We start from the raw sequence: 17624 nt of genomic DNA on the forward strand, positions 1-17624 counted from the left end.
GGGGTGATGGCGGTGACGAGCTCGCCTCCAGGCGACGCGCCGGACAGGGAACCGCGTCGCTCGCGGTCCACCGAAGCGTTTTATGGGCGTCGTCACGGCCGGCCGGTGAGCCCGCTTGCCGCCGATGCAGTCGCCCGCCAAGCGCCGCGCGTGATGCTGGAGCTCGATGAGCCGGCGCCCGCCGATCTGCGCTCTCTTTTTGCGGACTCAGTCGGCGACGTCAGGCTGGAAATCGGGTTTGGCGGCGGCGAGCATCTTCTGGCGGAAGCGCGGCGCGAAAGAGGCTCCGGCTTCATCGGCGTGGAACCGTTTGTTGGCGGGATGGCCAAGCTCCTGCAGGCGCTCGACGGGGAACCGCTCGGCAATATCCGCGTCTACAACGACGATGCGACGCGTGTCCTCGACTGGCTGCCGGCCAACAGCATCAGCGAACTCGATCTGCTTTATCCCGACCCGTGGCCAAAAAAGAAGCACTGGAAGCGACGCTTCGTGAGCAGCGCCAACCTTGCGCGCTTTGCCCGCGTGGTGAAGCCCGGCGGCTTGTTCCGGTTCGCCTCCGACATTCCGCATTACGTGAACTGGACGTTGCTTCATGTTCGCGCGCAGGGCGACTTCACATGGTTGGCGCAACATGCGGGCGATTGGCGCGAGCCTTATCCGCACTGGTGCTCGACGCGCTATGAAAGCAAGGCGTTGCGCGAAGGCCGGACGCCGGCCTACCTCACCTTTCGCCGCCACTAGAGCCGTCTTGATCTCCGCAAGGCCTTATTGACAACGGGGCTGCGGAGGAACTTAGTGGCCGCAAAACGAGCACTGCAAAACCTCGGGAGGTTCCTTATGCGTCACTACCTTCTTGCGGCCCTTGCCGCAGGCAGCCTGCTTTTGGCTGCGCCGGCGTTCGCGGCAGATTATACGATCATGGCGCCGGCAGCACCGGGCGGCGGCTGGGACCAGACGGCCCGCACCATGCAGGCCGCCCTTCAGGACGAAGGCATCTCTTCCAACGTGCAGGTGATCAACGTGCCCGGCGCCGGTGGAACCATCGGCCTGGCGCAGTTTGTGAACCAGTCCAGCGGCAATCCGGAAGCGCTCATCGTCGGTGGTTATGTGATGGTGGGTGCGATCCTCACCAACGCTTCGCCGGTGACGCTCGACCAGGTGACGCCGATTGCACGGTTGACGGGCGAATATGAAGCGATCGTCGTCCCGGCAGGCTCCGACATCCAGGACATGGCGGGGCTGGTGGCCAAGCTGAAGGAAGATCCGGGCGCTGTCTCTTGGGGCGGCGGTTCGGCCGGCGGAACGGACCACATCACGGCCGGCCTGGTGGCAAAAGCGGCCGGCGTGGATCCCACCAAGGTCAACTACATCGCCTTTTCCGGCGGCGGAGAAGCGCTGGCTGCGATCCTTGGGAACCAGGTGACCGTGGGCATTTCCGGATACGGAGAATTTGCCGAACAGGTGAAAGCGGGAACGCTGCGCGTGATCGGCATTTCAAGCGACGAGCCGGTGGAAGGCATCGACGCGCCGACCTTCAAGGATGCCGGCATCGACGTTTCAATCCAGAACTGGCGCATGGTGGCGGCTGCCCCGGATATTTCCGCGGAACAAAAGGCGGCAATCACGGCCGACATCGAGAAGATGGTGAAGTCGGAAAGCTGGCAGAAAGCCGTCGCTGACAAGGGCTGGGCTGATACCTATCTCGCTGGCGACGCTTTCGACGCACAGCTGAAGAAAGATACGGCAGCAACGGCGGGCATTCTCAAGGAGATTGGCCTGGTCAAATGAGCCTCGAGGCCGAACAACCCGTTGCGCGCCGCCCTGACCGGGCGGCGCTTCTTATTGCACTGGTGCTCGCCGTGGTGGGCCTGGCGATCGGCTGGAGCACACTGCAGGCCGGCGGTGTGGCGGCCTACACGCCGGTTGGGCCAAAGACGGTCCCCTTCATCGTCGCGGCCTGCCTCATCGGTCTGGCCCTTTGGACGGCCGTGGAAGCCTGGCGCGGCAATTTCCCCGAGCGCGAAGAGCAGCAGACCGCACCGATCCTTTGGGTTGTGGGTGGCCTGATCGTGCAGATGCTGACCATCAAGACGATCGGGTTCTCGCTTGCCACCGGGCTGTTGTTTGCCGCCACCGCTTTTGCGTTCAACGAACGCCGGCTGTGGCTCACGCTGCCTTTCGGAATCGTGTTCAGCTTTGCCGTCTGGTTCATATTCGCGCGGGGCTTGCAACTGTCGCTTCCGGCCGGCTGGCTGGAACGCTTGGTTTAGGCAACGGCGATGAACACATTCGAGCTGCTGGGTGCCGGTCTCCTGACCGCGTTTCAATGGGGCAATCTGCTTTACGCCCTGATTGGCGTGACGCTCGGCACGGCCGTTGGGGTCCTGCCCGGAATCGGGCCCGCACTGACGGTGGCCCTGCTTCTGCCGGTGACGTACCGACTTGACCCCGCCGGTTCGCTGATCATGTTTGCCGGCATCTACTACGGCGGCATGTATGGCGGGTCCACAACCTCCATTCTCCTGAACACGCCGGGCGAAAGCGCGTCCATTGTCACGGCGCTCGAGGGCAACAAGATGGCGCGCAAGGGCAGGGGCGGACCGGCTCTGGCAACTGCCGCCATCGGCTCCTTCATTGCCGGGCTTGTGGCGACCCTGGGCCTCGCCTTTATCGCGCCATCGGTGGTGAAGTTCGCCCTGTCCTTCGGACCGTCCGAATATTTCGCGCTGATGCTGCTGGCCTTCATGACCGTGTCGGCGGCCTTCGGGGAAAGCACCCTGCGCGGCCTGACCGCCTTGTTTATCGGGTTGGCGCTGGGGCTGATCGGCATTGACCAACTGACCGGGCAAACGCGCCTGGCCATGAACACGCCCAATCTGTTTGACGGGATCTCGGTGACAACCCTTGCGGTGGCGCTGTTTGCCATCGGCGAAACGATTGCCGTGGTTGCGAGCCGCACGGCGATGGACGATCGGATCCAGGCGGTGAAAGGGTCTGTCTGGATGTCGCGCGAAGATTGGGCGCGCTCCTGGAAATCGTGGCTGCGTGGCACCGCGATCGGCTTTCCGATCGGCGCAATGCCGGCGGGCGGTGCCGATGTTGCGAGCTTCCTGTCCTACTCGGCCGAAAAGCAGTTTTCCAAGCATCCGGAAGAGTTCGGCCAAGGCGCGATCGAGGGCGTGGCGGGTCCGGAAGCGGCCAACAACGCGTCTGCCGCAGGCACCTTGGTGCCCTTGCTGACGCTGGGGCTTCCCACCACGGCCACGGCCGCAATCATGCTGGCAGGGTTCCAGCAGTTCGGTTTGCAGCCCGGGCCGCTCCTGTTCGTCACCAATGCGCCGCTGGTTTGGGGCCTCATCGCAAGCCTCCTCGTTGCAAACCTGATGCTGCTCGTGCTCAACCTGCCGCTGATCGGGCTGTGGGTCCGCCTGCTGATGATTCCGCGCCCCTGGCTTTATGCCGGCATTCTCATTTTTGCGACGCTTGGCACGATCGGTGCCAGCGCTTCCACTTTCGTGGTGTTCGGGATCCCGACGTCGTTTGAACTCGGCCTTCTGTTGTTGTTCGGCCTGCTCGGCTATTTGCTGCGCCGGTTTGGCTATCCCATTGCGCCGGTGGTGGTCGGGTTGATCCTCGGACCGATGGCGGAACGGAGCCTCCGCCAGGCGCTGCAGATCGGCCAAGGTGATCCGACAGTGTTGGTGGACTCGTGGATCTCCGTGACGCTCATCGGCTTGGCGATCGCGGCCGTGGTTGTACCGATGATCCTGCGAGCCCGCGGCAAGGGCAAGATGCTGGCCGCCATGGCCGGCGACGAGGATTGAGGCTGCGCAAAAGACAAAAAGCCGGGGCGCTGCCGCTCCGGCTTCGTGACGTGCAGTTTAGCGCGGCTTAGAAGCGGCGAATCTTGCGGAAAGCAACCGGGTCGATGCCCAGGCGTCGCAGGTCCTGCGTGCGGGCGGTGCGACCGTTTTCCTCAGCAGCGGCGACCGCAATCGCGCTGCCGATCATGCCGAACAGGGCGTTAACAGTGGAACGGGGCTGATTCTTGGACATGGTCTTTCACGTAGCTGGTTGTTGCGATGCAACATAAATAGGTGGTGGAGTTCGCAGTTGCGAGATCCGAAGTTGCAAAGGTGCCATGCGTGAGGCGCGCGGCCGGTTAACGGGCAGTAAAGCCCATTCTCCCATGGGGCTTGATAAAACCGGCTCTTTCAGCTACATGAGCCTCAAATTCTTGGTCGATATGACGAAGAGTGGGTCCACCCGGTCCCGCTCTTTTTTGTTACTTGGAGCTGGGATGGCCGACGCGCCAAGCCACGAGACACCGTTGAACGACGATCGCCTGATCCGCGAGACGGGCACGGATGCCCGCGTTGCTGCGATCATTATTCCGATCCTGAACGACATGGGGTTCCGCCTCGTGCGAGTCCGCTTGTTCGGTCAAAACGGGCTGACGCTGCAGATCATGGCCGAACGGGTCGACGGCACCATGACCGTGGAAGATTGCGAGGAAGTGAGCCGCGCGATCTCGCCGGCCCTTGATGTCGAAGATCCGGTTGAAAAGGCCTACCATCTCGAGGTCTCGTCCCCGGGGATCGACCGTCCTCTTGTTCGGGCGTCGGATTTTGCCGCGGCTGTTGGCCACCTCGTGAAGGTGGAGACCTCGGTGATGGTCGGCGACAAGAAGCGCTTCAAGGGCAAGATATCGGCTGCGGACGATACAGGCTTTGATCTGGAACGCGACCTGTCGAGCTACGGCGACGAGCCGCTCGTGCGCATCCCCTTCGATGTTCTGGCGGATGCGCGGCTTGTGCTCACGGATGCTCTGATCCGGGATGCACTGAGCAAGGATAACCGCGAGAAAAAGGCAGCCCGCAAGGGCGAGGCCGATGATCAGGACGAAACGGACGTCGACGCAGAAGGCGACGACGAAACCGAAGTTTGACAGCATCCAGGGCGTCCGTGACGCCGGATGATCGGGAGACAAAACAATGGCTGTAAGTGCAAACAGGCTGGAACTGCTGCAAATCGCCGATGCGGTTGCGCGCGAAAAGTCGATCGACAAGTCGATCGTTATCGCTGCCATGGCGGATGCCATCCAGAAGGCGGCACGCGCCCGCTACGGTCAGGAAACCAACATCCGCGCCGACATCAATCCGCAAACCGGCGAGATGAAGCTGCAGCGCCTGATGGAAGTCGTGGAAACCGTCGAGGACTACGATAAGGAAGTCGCGCTTCTTACGGCGCGCGAGCGCAATCCGGATGCGCAGGTCGGCGATTTCCTGGCCGAACAGCTGCCGCCGATGGAGTTTGGCCGCATCGCGGCGCAGTCGGCCAAGCAGGTGATCGTGCAAAAGGTGCGCGAAGCCGAGCGTGACCGCCAGTTCGACGAATACAAGGACCGCATCAGCGAGATCGTCAACGGCACGGTGAAGCGCGTCGAATACGGCAATGTGATCGTGGATCTCGGCCGTGGCGAAGCCATCATCCGCCGCGACGAGCTGATCCCGCGCGAAAACTACAAATACGGCGACCGCGTGCGCGCTTATGTCTACGACGTGCGCCGCGAACAGCGCGGACCGCAGATCTTCCTGTCGCGCACCCATCCGCAGTTCATGGCAAAGCTCTTCACCATGGAAGTGCCGGAAATCTATGAAGGCATCATCGAGATCAAGTCGGTCGCCCGCGACCCCGGCTCGCGCGCCAAGATCGCTGTTATCAGCCGCGACTCGTCCATCGATCCGGTTGGCGCCTGCGTCGGTATGCGTGGCTCGCGCGTGCAGGCCGTGGTTGGGGAACTGCAGGGCGAAAAGATCGACATCATTCCCTGGTCGCAGGATGCCGCTTCCTTCATCGTCAACGCCCTTCAGCCGGCGGAAGTCGCCAAGGTGGTGCTTGATGAGGATGCCGAGCGCATCGAGGTCGTGGTGCCGAACGACCAGCTTTCGCTGGCGATCGGCCGTCGCGGACAGAACGTGCGCCTTGCCTCGCAGCTGACCGGCTGGGACATCGACATCCTGACCGAACAGGAGGAAAGCGAGCGCCGCCAGAAGGAATTCGTGGAGCGTTCCAACCTGTTCATGGAAGCCCTCAACGTCGACGAGATGGTGGGCCAGGTGCTCGCCTCCGAAGGCTTCACCACGGTGGAAGAAGTGGCTTATGTCGAGCAGGACGAGATCGCTTCGATCGACGGCTTTGACGAGGACACCGCCAGCGAAATCCAGGCACGGGCGCGCGAATATCTCGAGCGCATCGAAGGCGAGCACGACGAGAAGCGCCGCGCGCTCGGTGTCGAGGACGAGTTGCGCGAGATCACCGGCATCACCACCGCCATCATGGTCAAGCTCGGCGAAGACGGCGTGAAGACGATTGAAGACTTTGCCGGCTATGCGGTTGACGACTTGACGGGCTGGAAGGAACGCAAGGACGGCGAAACCAAGTTTTTCCCGGGCGTTCTGGCCGACTTCGAAGTGTCGCGCGCGGAAGCCGAAGCCATGATCGTGGAAGCCCGCCGCAAGGCTGGCTGGATCACCGAAGACGAGGTCGAGGCTTCCGAAGAGGAAGCCGAGACGGCGTCGGCCTGATCATGAGACTGGGATCGGGAGCGGAAACGCTTGAAACAAACGCAAGAACGCACATGTATAGTGACACGGCGTGCGGGCGACGCGGGCAGTTTGCTTCGCTTCGTCGCCGGTCCCGACATGTCCGTTGTTCCCGATCTGAAGCGCAAGCTGCCTGGCCGTGGATGCTGGGTCACCGCTGACCGAGCCCATGTCGACCAGGCGGCCAAGAAGAACCTGTTCCGCCGCGCGCTGAAAGCAGAGGTGCAGGCGGCACCGGAACTGGGTGCAAATGTCGACGCGCTGATGGCGAAGTCGGCGTTGGGAGCAATCGGCCTGGCTCGCAAGGCCGGCAAGATCGCGCTGGGATCGGCAAAGGTCGACAGCGCGGTCCGCAGCGGCGAGGCGCTGCTGGTGCTGCATGCCACCGAAGCCTCTGATGACGGCATCCGCAAGATCGCCAACGCGCGTCGCGCGACGGTTCATCTGGGAGGCCCCTCGATCGAGGCCTACAAACTCTTTTCGGAAGCCGAAATGAGTTTGGCATTGGGGGGCACAAATGTGATACATGCTGCCGTCCTCGCGGGAGACGCGGGGCAAGCGGCTGCGAAGCGCGTGGTGGCGCTCGAACGATTTCGGGGCGGTTTCCCCGATGGCCCGCTAACAGGTGCGGTAGTCGAGGGCGACACCGCTGAGGATACGGAATGACCGATACGAAAGACGACAAGACACTGACGGTGACGCCGAAGAAGACGCTGACGCTCAAGCGCCCAGGGATCGAACAGGGCACCGTGCGTCAGAACTTCAGCCACGGCCGCACCAAGTCGGTGGTCGTCGAAACAAAGAAGCGCAAGTTCTCGTCGCCCGGCGAGCGCGAAGCTGCGCCTGTGATCACGCCATCCGCGCCGAAGCCGACACTGACCGTCGCGCCACCGCCGAATGTCGAACAGCGCCCACGCCCGGCCCCCGTTGATCGTGGCGGCGTCGTGCTGAATTCGCTCTCGCGTGGCGAAATGGATGCGCGCCGTCGTGCGCTCGAGGACGCCAAGGTTCGCGAAGTGGAAGAGCGTGCCCGCGCCGTTGAGGACGCCAAGCGTCGCGCCGAGGAAGAAGAACGCCGGCAGCGCGAGCGCGTGGAATCCGCGCGCCGCCAGGCTGAAGAAGAAGCCCGCTTGCAGGCCGAAGCCGAAGCCCGTCGTCGTGCGGAAGAAGAAGCGCGCCGTCGCCAGCCCGAAGTGGCCGACGATGAGGAAGAAGCGCCTGCGCCGAAGTCGCGCACGCCAACCGCTGCCCCGGCCGCTGCTCCCCGTGCGCCAGGTGTCGGACTTGGCGATATCCGTCGCGCTCCGTTGAAGCCCGAAGTCGCGCCGGCCAAGCCCACCAAGACCAAGGGGGAAGAGGATCGCCGTCGCGGCAAGCTGACGCTGACCTCAGCAACCGCTGACGGCGATGGTCGGTCGCGCTCGCTTTCGTCGATGCGTCGCCGCCAGGAGAAGTTCAAGCGCGCCATGCAGCAGGGCGAGCGCGAAAAGATCTCGCGGGAAGTGGTCCTGCCGGAAACGATCACGGTTCAGGAACTGGCCAGCCGCATGTCCGAGCGCGCCGTGGATCTGATCAAGTATTTCATGAAGCAGGGTCAGATGATGACCCCAGGCAGCGTGCTGGACGCCGACACGGCGGAACTCATCGCGAGCGAATTCGGTCACACCGTTCGCCGTGTGGCGGATTCCGACATCGAGGAAGGCCTGTTCAACATCCGCGACGAAGAAGACACGCAGGAAACCCGGTCGCCCGTGGTCACCATCATGGGCCACGTCGATCACGGCAAGACGTCGCTTCTGGATGCGATCCGCAGTGCAAACGTCGTGAAGGGTGAGGCCGGTGGCATCACCCAGCACATCGGCGCATACCAGGTCGAAAAGAACGGCCAGAAGATCACCTTCCTGGACACACCGGGCCACGAAGCCTTCACGGCCATGCGTGCCCGTGGCGCGCAGGCAACCGACATCGCCATTCTGGTGGTGGCGGCCGACGACAGCGTGATGCCGCAAACCATTGAATCGATCAGCCATGCCAAGGCGGCCGGTGTGCCGATCATCGTGGCGATCAACAAGATCGACAAGCCGTCGGCTGACGCGCAGCGCGTTCGCACCCAGCTTCTGCAGCACGAAGTTTTCGTGGAATCGATGGGCGGTGAAGTGCTCGACGTCGAGGTGTCCGCGAAAACGGGCGCTGGTCTCGACAACCTGCTCGAGGCGATCCTGCTGCAAACCGAAATCCTCGACCTGAAGGCCAATCCGAACCGGACGGCCGAAGGCGTGGTGATCGAAGCCCAGCTCGACAAGGGCCGCGGCCCGGTGGCGACGATCCTGGTGCAAACCGGAACGCTGAAAACGGGCGACATCCTTGTTGCCGGCAACGTCTACGGCAAAGTGCGCGCTTTGGTGAACGACCAGGGCAAGACCGTGCAGCTGGCGCCGCCTTCCATGCCAGTCGAGGTGCTGGGTCTTTCCGGCACGCCGTCGGCGGGTGACCGCTTCGCCGTTGTCGAGACCGAGGCCCGGGCGCGCGAGATCTCCGAGTACCGCCAGCGTGTTGCACGCGACAAGGCGGTTGCGCGGCAGTCCGGCCAGCGTGGTTCGCTCGAGCAGATGATGTCGCAGCTGCAGAACACCGGCCTGAAGGAGTTCCCGCTGGTCATCAAGGCCGACGTTCAGGGCTCGGCCGAAGCCATCGTGGCGGCGCTGGAAAAGCTCGGCACGGACGAAGTGCGCGCGCGCATCGTTCATGTGGGTGCCGGTGCTATCACCGAAAGCGACGTGTCGCTGGCCGAAACATCGAATGCCGTGATCATCGGCTTCAACGTGCGTGCCAACAAGCAGGCGCGTACGGCCGCCGACCAGGAAGGCATTGAGGTTCGCTACTACAACATCATCTACAACCTCGTGGATGACGTGAAGCAGGCGATGTCAGGTCTCCTGTCGCCGGAGCGTCGCGAAACCTTCATTGGCAATGCCGAGATCCTCGAAGTCTTCAACATCACGAAGACCGGCAAGGTCGCGGGTTGCCGTGTCACCGAAGGCAAGGTGGAGCGTGGCGCAGGCGTTCGCCTGATCCGCGACAACGTCGTGATCCACGAAGGCACGCTGAAGACCCTGAAGCGCTTTAAGGACGAAGTCGGCGAAGTGCCGGTCGGCCAGGAATGCGGCATGGCCTTCCAGAACTACGAGGACATTCGCCAGGGCGACGTCATCGAGTGCTTCCGCGTCGAAATGGTAACGCGTTCGCTTTGATCGACCGACATCCTCGCCATCCTCGGGCGAGCGCCCGGGGAGGGCCGCGATGGACAACTCTGCAGGCCATGCGACCCGGCGGCTGAGCTACAGGCTCAGCCGCGATGATCTCGTGGCTTGCGAGTTCCAAACGGCGAAGCTGGATTTCCCGCTCAAGGCGGGCTTGACGCTCATGATCGGGGCCGTCGGTTTAATCATCGCAAGCCTGCCGCCCACCATGGACCTGACGCTCTGGTGGATCACCACCATCGGCCTGTTGCTGCTGGCCTTGATGGCGGGGATCATGATCCCGACGTGGCGGGTGCGCAGGCGTGCCGATCGGGTCGTGGCGCCGGAGGGTGAAACGATCCTGGAAGTCCACGAGACCCATCTGGTGGAAACGAGCGGCGACATCCGCCGCGAGATTCCCCTGACGAGCATCTCGGATGTTCTGTTCGGGCCGCAGCATGTTTTTCTGCAGCGCAAGCGCGAAACCATCATCGTTCCGATCGGCGCCTTTGCCGACCTGGACGAAATGAATGTGTGGGGCCTGCAGATGGTGGATGCTGTGGCAAAGGCCAGACGTCGGTTACCGCAAGAACTTGATCCGCGCTGACGGCGCGCTTTTCTTCACTTGGAGTTTCGTAGAACCATGGCCGCAAGCGGTTCCAAAGGACCTTCCCAGCGACAGTTGCGCGTCGGCGAACAAGTTCGCCACGCCATTTCCGACGTGTTGCAGCGGGGGGAAATACGCGACGACGTGGTGGAAACGACGGTGATCTCGGTCTCTGAAGTGCGCATGTCGCCGGACCTGAAGATCGCTACCGCCTTTGTGTCGCCGCTGGGCGCCAAGGACGATGAGGCGGTGATCGCCGCGCTTAACCACAACGCCAAGTTCGTGCGCGGCCGCATCAGCCATGCGCTCCGCCAGATGAAATACATGCCGGAGGTCCGCTTTCGGCTGGACACCAGCTTCGACAACTACGCCAAGATCGACGCCCTTCTGCGCTCGCCGGAAGTGGCGCGCGACCTCGATGAGGATGGCGACGAGGATCAGAACTGATGGGTCGTCGCGGTAAAAAGAAGGGCCGGCCGGTTTCTGGTTGGGTCGTGCTCGACAAGCCGGTCGGCATGGGCTCCACGGAAGCGGTGGCCAAGGTGAAGTGGCTGTTCAACGCCGACAAGGCGGGGCACGCCGGAACACTTGATCCTCTCGCGTCCGGGATGCTGCCAATCGCGCTGGGCGAGGCCACCAAGACTGTGCCTTATGTCATGGATGGCACCAAGATCTACCGGTTTACGGTGGCTTGGGGCGAGGAACGCAACACAGACGATCTGGAAGGCGTGCCGACGCAAACATCGGATCAGCGTCCCACCCGGGATCAGGTCGAAGCGCTTCTGCCGAATTATCTTGGGGTGATCAGCCAGGTTCCGCCGGCCTTCTCGGCGATCAAGATTGCCGGCGAGCGCGCTTATGATCTCGCCCGCGGCGGCGAAGCGATCGAGATACCAGCGCGCGAAGTCGAGATCGACCGGCTGGAAATCGTCAGCCACAGCAACGGAGCAACCGAGCTCGAGGTGGAGTGCGGCAAGGGCACCTATGTGCGCTCCCTCGCTCGCGATCTTGGCCGCGACCTGGGCTGCTTCGGGCACATTGCCACTTTGAGGCGTTTGATCGTGGATCCCTTCACCCAAGACGATTTCGTCACGGTGGAAGAACTGCAGGAAGCGCGGCCCGCAATCGGCGATGAAGAAACCGCACCGGATTTTTCCGCGCTTGACGACTACCTCGTCGAAACGGCGGCAGCGCTGGACTGCCTGCCACAGGTGGCGCTAACCGACGATGCGGCGGCGCGGGTCCGGCTCGGCAATCCTGTGATTGTTCGAGGCCGCGACGCGCCCGTGGAAGCCGACGAGGCTTGTGCCACCGCGCGGGGAAAGCTCGTGGCGATCGGCAGCGTCGAAGCCGGACAATTCAAGCCAAAACGGGTGTTTACCGCCTGAGACCAATGCTGGACGGCCTCTCCCTCACGCCTAGATTATGGTGCTTGCGGGATGGGAACGGCGTGCATGCATATCGGCAAGAAGCGGCAGAAAAGGCGGTCGCCGGTCGGCGCGCCGCCGGGAACCCTGATTGCCGATCCGACCGCGATTGAGCCCGCCCTTTCCGTGACCGTGATTGCCCCTGACGGGTACAAGGCCGTGTCGCGCGTGAGCCTCGCCGAGGTGAAGGCACTAAAAGGCGAGTGGCCGCTGATCTGGGTTGATTGCGTGGGCCTGGCGGATGTGGCGCTGATCTCCGAACTGGGGAAGATCTTCGATCTTCATCCCCTGGCGCTGGAAGATACCGTCAATACCGGGCAGCGGCCGAAAACCGACTTCTACGACGAGCATGCCTTTGTTGTGCTCCACGCCACCGACGATCAACCCTCAAACCGCTTCGAGCAGATCTCGGTTTTTTTCGGCGAAAGCTTCGTGGTGACTTTCCAGGAGCGCTCCGGCGATCCGTTCGATCCCGTGCGCAAGCGTCTGGAAACCGAAGGGCCGAACCGCCTCAGAACGCGGAAAGGCGATTATCTGGCTTATGCGCTGATGGACACAATCATCGACAGCTACTTCCCTTCCCTTGAAGCGGCGGGAACCGCGGTCGAGGCGCTTGAAGAGGACGTCTTTGGGAACTGGGACAAACAACAGATGTCGCAGCTTCACCAACTGCGGCGCGATACTACCACGATGAAGCGGTGGCTTTCTCCCTTGCGCGATGCCGTGGCCGGTTTGACCCGTTCGGACGCGCGCTACGTGACGGCGGAAACCAAGCTTTACCTGAATGACACGCTGGACCATGTCACCACGCAACTGAGCCTCGCGGAAACCTATCGCGACACGGTGACGAACTTGATCGAGATGCACATGTCGATTGCCCAGGCACGCACGAATGACGTGATCAACCTCCTGACCATCGTGTCCACGATCTTCATCCCTCTGACCTTCCTGGCCGGCATCTGGGGTATGAACTTCGATCCCGAGGTGTCGCCCTGGAACATGCCGGAACTGCAATGGTATTATGGCTATCCCTTTGCTTTGGGGGTGATGGGCTTGGTTGCGATCCTGCTCGTCGCCTACTTTCGTTGGCGTCGCTGGCTTTAGGCGCTATAGACGGGGTATGACTGCAATACCGGTTCAGGCGCCTGGCCTGCTGCCGTCGTTCCGAGGGGAAGAGCGGGTTCTTGGCGGAAAACACCGGGCTTCCTGATGGGGTTCCCGCGGAAAGCCGCGGCAGGCTGACGCTTGCCGGCGTGCATCCGCGAAGAACCATTTCGGCGCTGCTCGTGCTGCTTGTGGCCATCGCCATCGCACCGATCCTCGCCTTCAGCATCGTTCTGCTGCAAAGCAACGCCCGCGCGCAGATGGAAGTCGTGGATACGCTGGCGGAAGCGGCAACCAATTCGATCGCCGAGTCGGTAGAGCGCGAAATCACGGGCATGATCACCACGCTGCGGGTGATTTCCACCGCACCTTCGCTGCGCGAAGGGCGCATCCGCGAACTCTACGATTGGGCGCGCTCTTCGCTTGCGGGAAGTGGCGGCCACCTGATTCTTGTGGATCCCGATTTCAACCAGATCTTCAACACGCGCGTGCCGATCGGGCAGGCGTTGGGTCAGACGTCCAACCCGGCCGCTGTGCAACACGCAGTCGACAGCCGACAGCCTGTGATCTCCGACATCTTTTTCGGGCGCACCGCGCAAACTTGGGTCTTCAACGTGGTGATGCCCGTGCCGGAGGAGGGGCGGGTGCCGGCGTTGATTCTGACGCAGAACGCCGAGAACCTGCAGCGCCTCCTGCAGCAGGGCAGGAGCGGCAACGGCTGGAGCACGGCCTTGCTTGATCGCGGAGGAAAGGTGCTCGCCTCCACCAGCGGAAGCACGGAAATCGCGCAGCCCTTCTTTCTTGATCTCGACCTCCAAAGCCACACCGATCCAGAGCACTTTTGGAAAACCGTCGGCGAGCGCGACTACGAGGTCGTGATTAGTCCTTCCCCGTCTTCGGGATGGTGGGTCGTGTCCTGGATCTCGAGCCAGGATGCATCGCGATCAACAAGGCGCGCGTTGCTGCTTCTCCTGGTCGGCGGCGGGATCGTGATTGCGGTGGTGATGCTGGCGGCTCTCTACCTCGCGCGCCAGATAGCGCGTTCGGTGCGGGGCCTTGCACTGGATGCCAAACGCCTGGGAACCGGCGAGCTCGTAGAGATGCGCACCTATCCAGTGGCGGAAGTCAACGTCGTGGCGCAGGCTTTGGCAGACGCGTCACGGGAGCGGCAATCGGCGGAAAACGAGATCCGTTTCCTGATGCGGGAGGTTGCGCACCGCTCGAAGAACCAGCTGACGGTGGTGTCTTCCATCGCCAAGCAGTCGGCGCGCAACGCGACGTCCTTTCCTGACTTCCAGGAGAGTTTCCAAAAGCGCATCCAGGGCCTCGCCCGATCTACCGACCTCCTGATTGCTGGTGGCGTCGGCGGCGTGGAACTGCGCGATCTCGTTTGCGCGCAACTCGAGCCGTTTCGCCCCGACAGCGCGAGCCGCTTGTCCATCACGGGTCCGGTGTTCCGCCTGGGGCACCACACGGCCCAGACGCTCGGCATGGCTTTCCATGAGCTGGCAACGAATGCCGCAAAATATGGCGCTTTCGCTGGTGGGAGCGGCCGGATTGATGTCAACTGGACGCTTTCGGCGGAACAGCTCACCTTGCGCTGGCGCGAAACGGTTGCCGGATTGGAAAAGCCTGCCGAACGACGCGGGTTCGGGACGGAGGTGATCGAGCGCATGGTTGGGCGCGCACTTGACGCGGAAATCACCCGCACCATGCATGAGGACGGTTTGGAATGGGTGTTCGTGATCCCGCTCGCCCGGCTGGAACAGGACGCACCAGCGGAGTCCGGCGCGGAGCGCGCCTAACAAAAGGCTGGTAAAACACCGGCACTTCCCTTATATGCGCGCCAGCTTTCGGCAATTGGCCGCAGGCTTTCAAGGCCTCCGCTGGACGACATCCCGGCCGCAGGCGTCCCCTTCCTCCCTTTAGAAAGGAACATCCGATGTCGATCACTGCCGAGCGCAAACAGGAATTGCTGCAGGAATACGCGACCGCCAAGGGCGACACCGGGTCTCCGGAAGTCCAGGTGGCGATCCTTTCCGAGCGGATCCGCAACCTGACCGAGCACTTCAAGGACCACAAGAAGGACAACCACTCCCGTCGTGGCCTCCTGAAGCTCGTGTCGCAGCGCCGCCGTCTCCTTGACTATCTTAATGGCAAGGACAGCGGGCGCTATCAGACGCTGATCGAAAAGCTCGGCCTGCGTCGTTGATCGTCTCGCGCAGCCCCATGGCGCTGCATTCGTGACGGCTTAATCTGGTCAGCCGGCGATCCCCAGCGGGTCGCCGGCCGATCGCGTAAGGATCGATGGTCGATCCTGAGGTTCCCTAGGGCAGATCGCCGGAAGGAACCCTCCTGAACCGGTCATGGGGCAGGATTGCAGGTGGCTCTCAACCGAGCTTCCCGTTGTCTTGCCCGTGGCGGGTTCGCCCGTAGGAGCCGGATAGGGTTTCGCGCCGACAGATGCGCGAACGGCCGGCACAAAGAGGACGAGATATGTTCAAGCACCACAAAGTTGAAATCGAATGGGGTGGGCGTCCGCTGACCCTCGAAACCGGCAAGATCGCGCGTCAGGCTGACGGCGCGGTTCTCGCTACCTATGGCGAAACGGTCGTTCTGGCGACCGTCGTGTCGGCAAAGGCGCCGAAGCCGGGTCAGGACTTCTTTCCGCTGACCGTCAACTATCAGGAAAAGACATTTGCCGCCGGCAAGATCCCGGGCGGCTACTTCAAGCGTGAAGGCCGTCCGTCCGAAAACGAGACGCTGGTCTCGCGCCTGATCGACCGGCCGATTCGCCCCCTTTTCGCGGAAGGCTACAAGAACGACACGCAGGTGATCGTCACCGTTCTCCAGCATGACCTCGAGAACAATCCAGACATCCTGTCGATGGTTGCGGCTTCTGCTGCGCTGACCATCTCGGGCGTGCCTTTCATGGGCCCGATCGGCGGCGCACGCGTTGGCTACGTCAACGGCGAATACATCTTGAACCCGCATCTGGACGAGATGCCGGAATCCAAGCTCGACCTCGTTGTGGCCGGCACCGCCGACGCCGTTCTGATGGTGGAATCGGAAGCCCAGGAACTGCCGGAAGACGTCATGCTCGGCGCTGTGGTGTTTGGCCAGAAGGGCTTCAAGCCGGTTCTGGACGCCATCATCAAGCTCGCCGAAGTGGCTGCCAACGAGCCGCGCGAGCACTCCGTTGCCGATCACTCCGCACTCGAAGCCAAGATCCTCGAAATTGCCGAGCAGGATCTCCGCGCGGCCTACAAGATCATCGACAAGCAGGACCGCTACACCGCCGTTGATGCTGCCAAGGCGAAGGTAAAGGCTGCTCTCCTGCCGGAAGATGGCGAGGGCGAGTATTCTGCCGAAGACGTTGGCGCGGTGTTCAAGGAACTCCAGGCCAAGATCGTTCGCTGGAACATCCTCGACACCGGCAGCCGCATCGATGGCCGCGACCTCAAGACGGTTCGCGCCATTGTTTCGGAAGTCGGTGTTCTGCCGCGCACGCACGGTTCGGCGCTGTTCACGCGTGGTGAAACCCAGGCGCTGGTTGTTGCCACGCTCGGCACCGGCGAAGACGAGCAGTATGTCGACAGCCTGACGGGCATGTACAAGGAGCGGTTCCTCCTTCACTACAACTTCCCGCCCTATTCGGTTGGCGAAACCGGCCGCATGGGTTCGCCCGGCCGCCGCGAAATCGGCCACGGCAAGCTCGCCTGGCGCGCCATCCGTCCGATGCTGCCGACTGCCGAACAGTTCCCTTACACGCTGCGGGCGGTGTCCGAGATTACCGAATCGAACGGCTCGTCGTCCATGGCAACCGTTTGCGGCACCTCGCTGGCCCTCATGGATGCAGGCGTTCCGCTGCAGCGTCCGGTGGCCGGCATCGCCATGGGCCTGATCAAGGAAGGCGATCGCTTCGCAGTTCTGTCGGACATCCTGGGTGACGAAGATCACCTCGGCGACATGGACTTCAAGGTCGCGGGCACGGAAAACGGCATCACCTCGCTGCAGATGGACATCAAGATCGATGGCATCACCGAGGAGATCATGCAGGTGGCACTTGGCCAGGCCAAGGATGGCCGTATCCACATCCTCGGCGAGATGGCAAAGGCGCTGACGGAAGGCCGGTCCGAACTCGGCGAGTTCGCGCCGCGCATTGAAGTCATGCAGATCCCGACGGACAAGATCCGGGATGTCATTGGTTCGGGCGGCAAGGTGATCCGCGAGATCGTCGAAAAGACCGGCGCCAAGATCAACATCGAGGATGACGGCACGGTGAAGATCGCGTCGTCTTCCGCCAAGGAGATCGAGGCGGCCCGCAAGTGGATCCACACCATCGTGGCCGAGCCGGAAGTGGGCGAGATCTACGAAGGCACGGTCGTGAAGACCGCCGACTTCGGCGCTTTCGTGAACTTCTTCGGCCCGCGTGACGGCCTGGTGCACATCTCGCAGCTGTCCGACGAGCGCGTGGCCAAGACCACGGACGTCGTGAAGGAAGGGCAGAAGGTCTACGTCAAGCTGATGGGCTTCGATGAGCGCGGCAAGGTTCGCTTGTCGATGAAGGTCGTGGACCAGTCCACCGGCAAGGAAACGGCCAAGGAAAAGAAGAAGGAAGGCGACGAAGACGCCGCCTGAG

Annotated in this window: 15 protein-coding genes and 1 pseudogene; 15 read left to right on the forward strand and 1 reads right to left on the reverse strand. The window is 62.6% G+C overall.

What is annotated here, in order from left to right; translation table 11 throughout:
- Nucleotides 1-6 precede the first annotated feature (6 nt).
- The 4 genes from trmB (at nt 7) to J5Y06_RS17905 (ending at nt 3824) form a co-directional block, all read left to right on the forward strand.
- Nucleotides 7-741 (forward strand): tRNA (guanine(46)-N(7))-methyltransferase TrmB, encoded by a 735-nt coding sequence (gene trmB / locus J5Y06_RS17890; RefSeq protein WP_209336559.1) that lies wholly within the window; start codon nt 7-9, stop codon nt 739-741.
- Nucleotides 742-837: 96 nt separating this feature from the next.
- Nucleotides 838-1788: a Bug family tripartite tricarboxylate transporter substrate binding protein gene (locus J5Y06_RS17895; RefSeq protein ID WP_209336560.1), complete on the forward strand. Its 951-nt coding sequence runs from the start codon at nt 838-840 to the stop codon at nt 1786-1788.
- Nucleotides 1785-2270 (forward strand): tripartite tricarboxylate transporter TctB family protein, encoded by a 486-nt coding sequence (locus tag J5Y06_RS17900; protein WP_209336561.1) that lies wholly within the window; start codon nt 1785-1787, stop codon nt 2268-2270. The genes J5Y06_RS17895 and J5Y06_RS17900 overlap by 4 nt, the downstream gene beginning before the upstream one ends.
- 9 nt (nt 2271-2279) lie before the next feature.
- Entirely contained in the window at nt 2280-3824 is a 1545-nt protein-coding gene (locus J5Y06_RS17905) for a tripartite tricarboxylate transporter permease (protein WP_209336562.1), read from the forward strand.
- 67 nt (nt 3825-3891) lie between these two features.
- On the opposite strand, the gene J5Y06_RS17910 is transcribed toward J5Y06_RS17905, so the two are convergent.
- On the reverse strand, nt 3892-4056 hold the full coding sequence (locus tag J5Y06_RS17910; RefSeq protein ID WP_209336563.1) for a hypothetical protein: 165 nt from the start codon (nt 4054-4056) through the stop codon (nt 3892-3894).
- Between the two features lie 244 nt (nt 4057-4300).
- Here J5Y06_RS17910 and rimP point away from each other — a divergent pair, with 244 nt between their 5' ends.
- The 11 genes and pseudogenes from rimP (at nt 4301) to pnp (ending at nt 17623) form a co-directional block, all read left to right on the forward strand.
- The gene (rimP, locus tag J5Y06_RS17915) at nt 4301-4948 is read left to right on the forward strand and encodes a ribosome maturation factor RimP (protein WP_209336564.1); all 648 of its coding nucleotides are present in this window, start codon (nt 4301-4303) and stop codon (nt 4946-4948) included.
- Between the two features lie 46 nt (nt 4949-4994).
- Entirely contained in the window at nt 4995-6587 is a 1593-nt protein-coding gene (gene nusA, locus J5Y06_RS17920; RefSeq protein ID WP_209336565.1) for a transcription termination factor NusA, read from the forward strand.
- Between the two features lie 12 nt (nt 6588-6599).
- Nucleotides 6600-7271, forward strand: a pseudogene (locus J5Y06_RS17925) (RNA-binding protein); the annotation flags it as partial.
- Nucleotides 7268-9856, forward strand: coding sequence for a translation initiation factor IF-2 (infB, locus tag J5Y06_RS17930; RefSeq protein WP_209336567.1), 2589 nt, complete (start codon nt 7268-7270; stop codon nt 9854-9856). The pseudogene J5Y06_RS17925 and the gene infB, both read left to right, overlap by 4 nt.
- A 49-nt stretch (nt 9857-9905) precedes the next feature.
- The gene (locus J5Y06_RS17935; protein ID WP_209336568.1) at nt 9906-10451 is read left to right on the forward strand and encodes a hypothetical protein; all 546 of its coding nucleotides are present in this window, start codon (nt 9906-9908) and stop codon (nt 10449-10451) included.
- 36 nt (nt 10452-10487) lie between these two features.
- Nucleotides 10488-10898, forward strand: coding sequence for a 30S ribosome-binding factor RbfA (gene rbfA / locus J5Y06_RS17940; RefSeq protein ID WP_209336569.1), 411 nt, complete (start codon nt 10488-10490; stop codon nt 10896-10898).
- Nucleotides 10898-11839 (forward strand): tRNA pseudouridine(55) synthase TruB, encoded by a 942-nt coding sequence (gene truB, locus J5Y06_RS17945; RefSeq protein WP_209336570.1) that lies wholly within the window; start codon nt 10898-10900, stop codon nt 11837-11839. Before rbfA ends, truB begins: the two co-directional genes overlap by 1 nt.
- Before the next feature lie 66 nt (nt 11840-11905).
- Nucleotides 11906-12982, forward strand: a complete 1077-nt coding sequence (gene corA, locus J5Y06_RS17950) for a magnesium/cobalt transporter CorA (RefSeq protein ID WP_209336571.1) — start codon at nt 11906-11908, stop codon at nt 12980-12982.
- An 80-nt stretch (nt 12983-13062) separates the two neighbouring features.
- Entirely contained in the window at nt 13063-14787 is a 1725-nt protein-coding gene (locus J5Y06_RS17955) for a sensor histidine kinase (RefSeq protein WP_245248073.1), read from the forward strand.
- Between the two features lie 137 nt (nt 14788-14924).
- Nucleotides 14925-15194, forward strand: a complete 270-nt coding sequence (gene rpsO, locus J5Y06_RS17960; protein WP_209336572.1) for a 30S ribosomal protein S15 — start codon at nt 14925-14927, stop codon at nt 15192-15194.
- Nucleotides 15195-15478: 284 nt separating this feature from the next.
- Complete coding sequence (gene pnp, locus J5Y06_RS17965) at nt 15479-17623, forward strand: polyribonucleotide nucleotidyltransferase (protein WP_209336573.1); 2145 nt, start codon at nt 15479-15481, stop codon at nt 17621-17623.
- Nucleotide 17624: the final 1 nt, after the last annotated feature.

The organism is Tianweitania sediminis, assembly GCF_017813335.1.
In the GTDB taxonomy this organism is placed as follows: domain Bacteria; phylum Pseudomonadota; class Alphaproteobacteria; order Rhizobiales; family Rhizobiaceae; genus Tianweitania; species Tianweitania sediminis.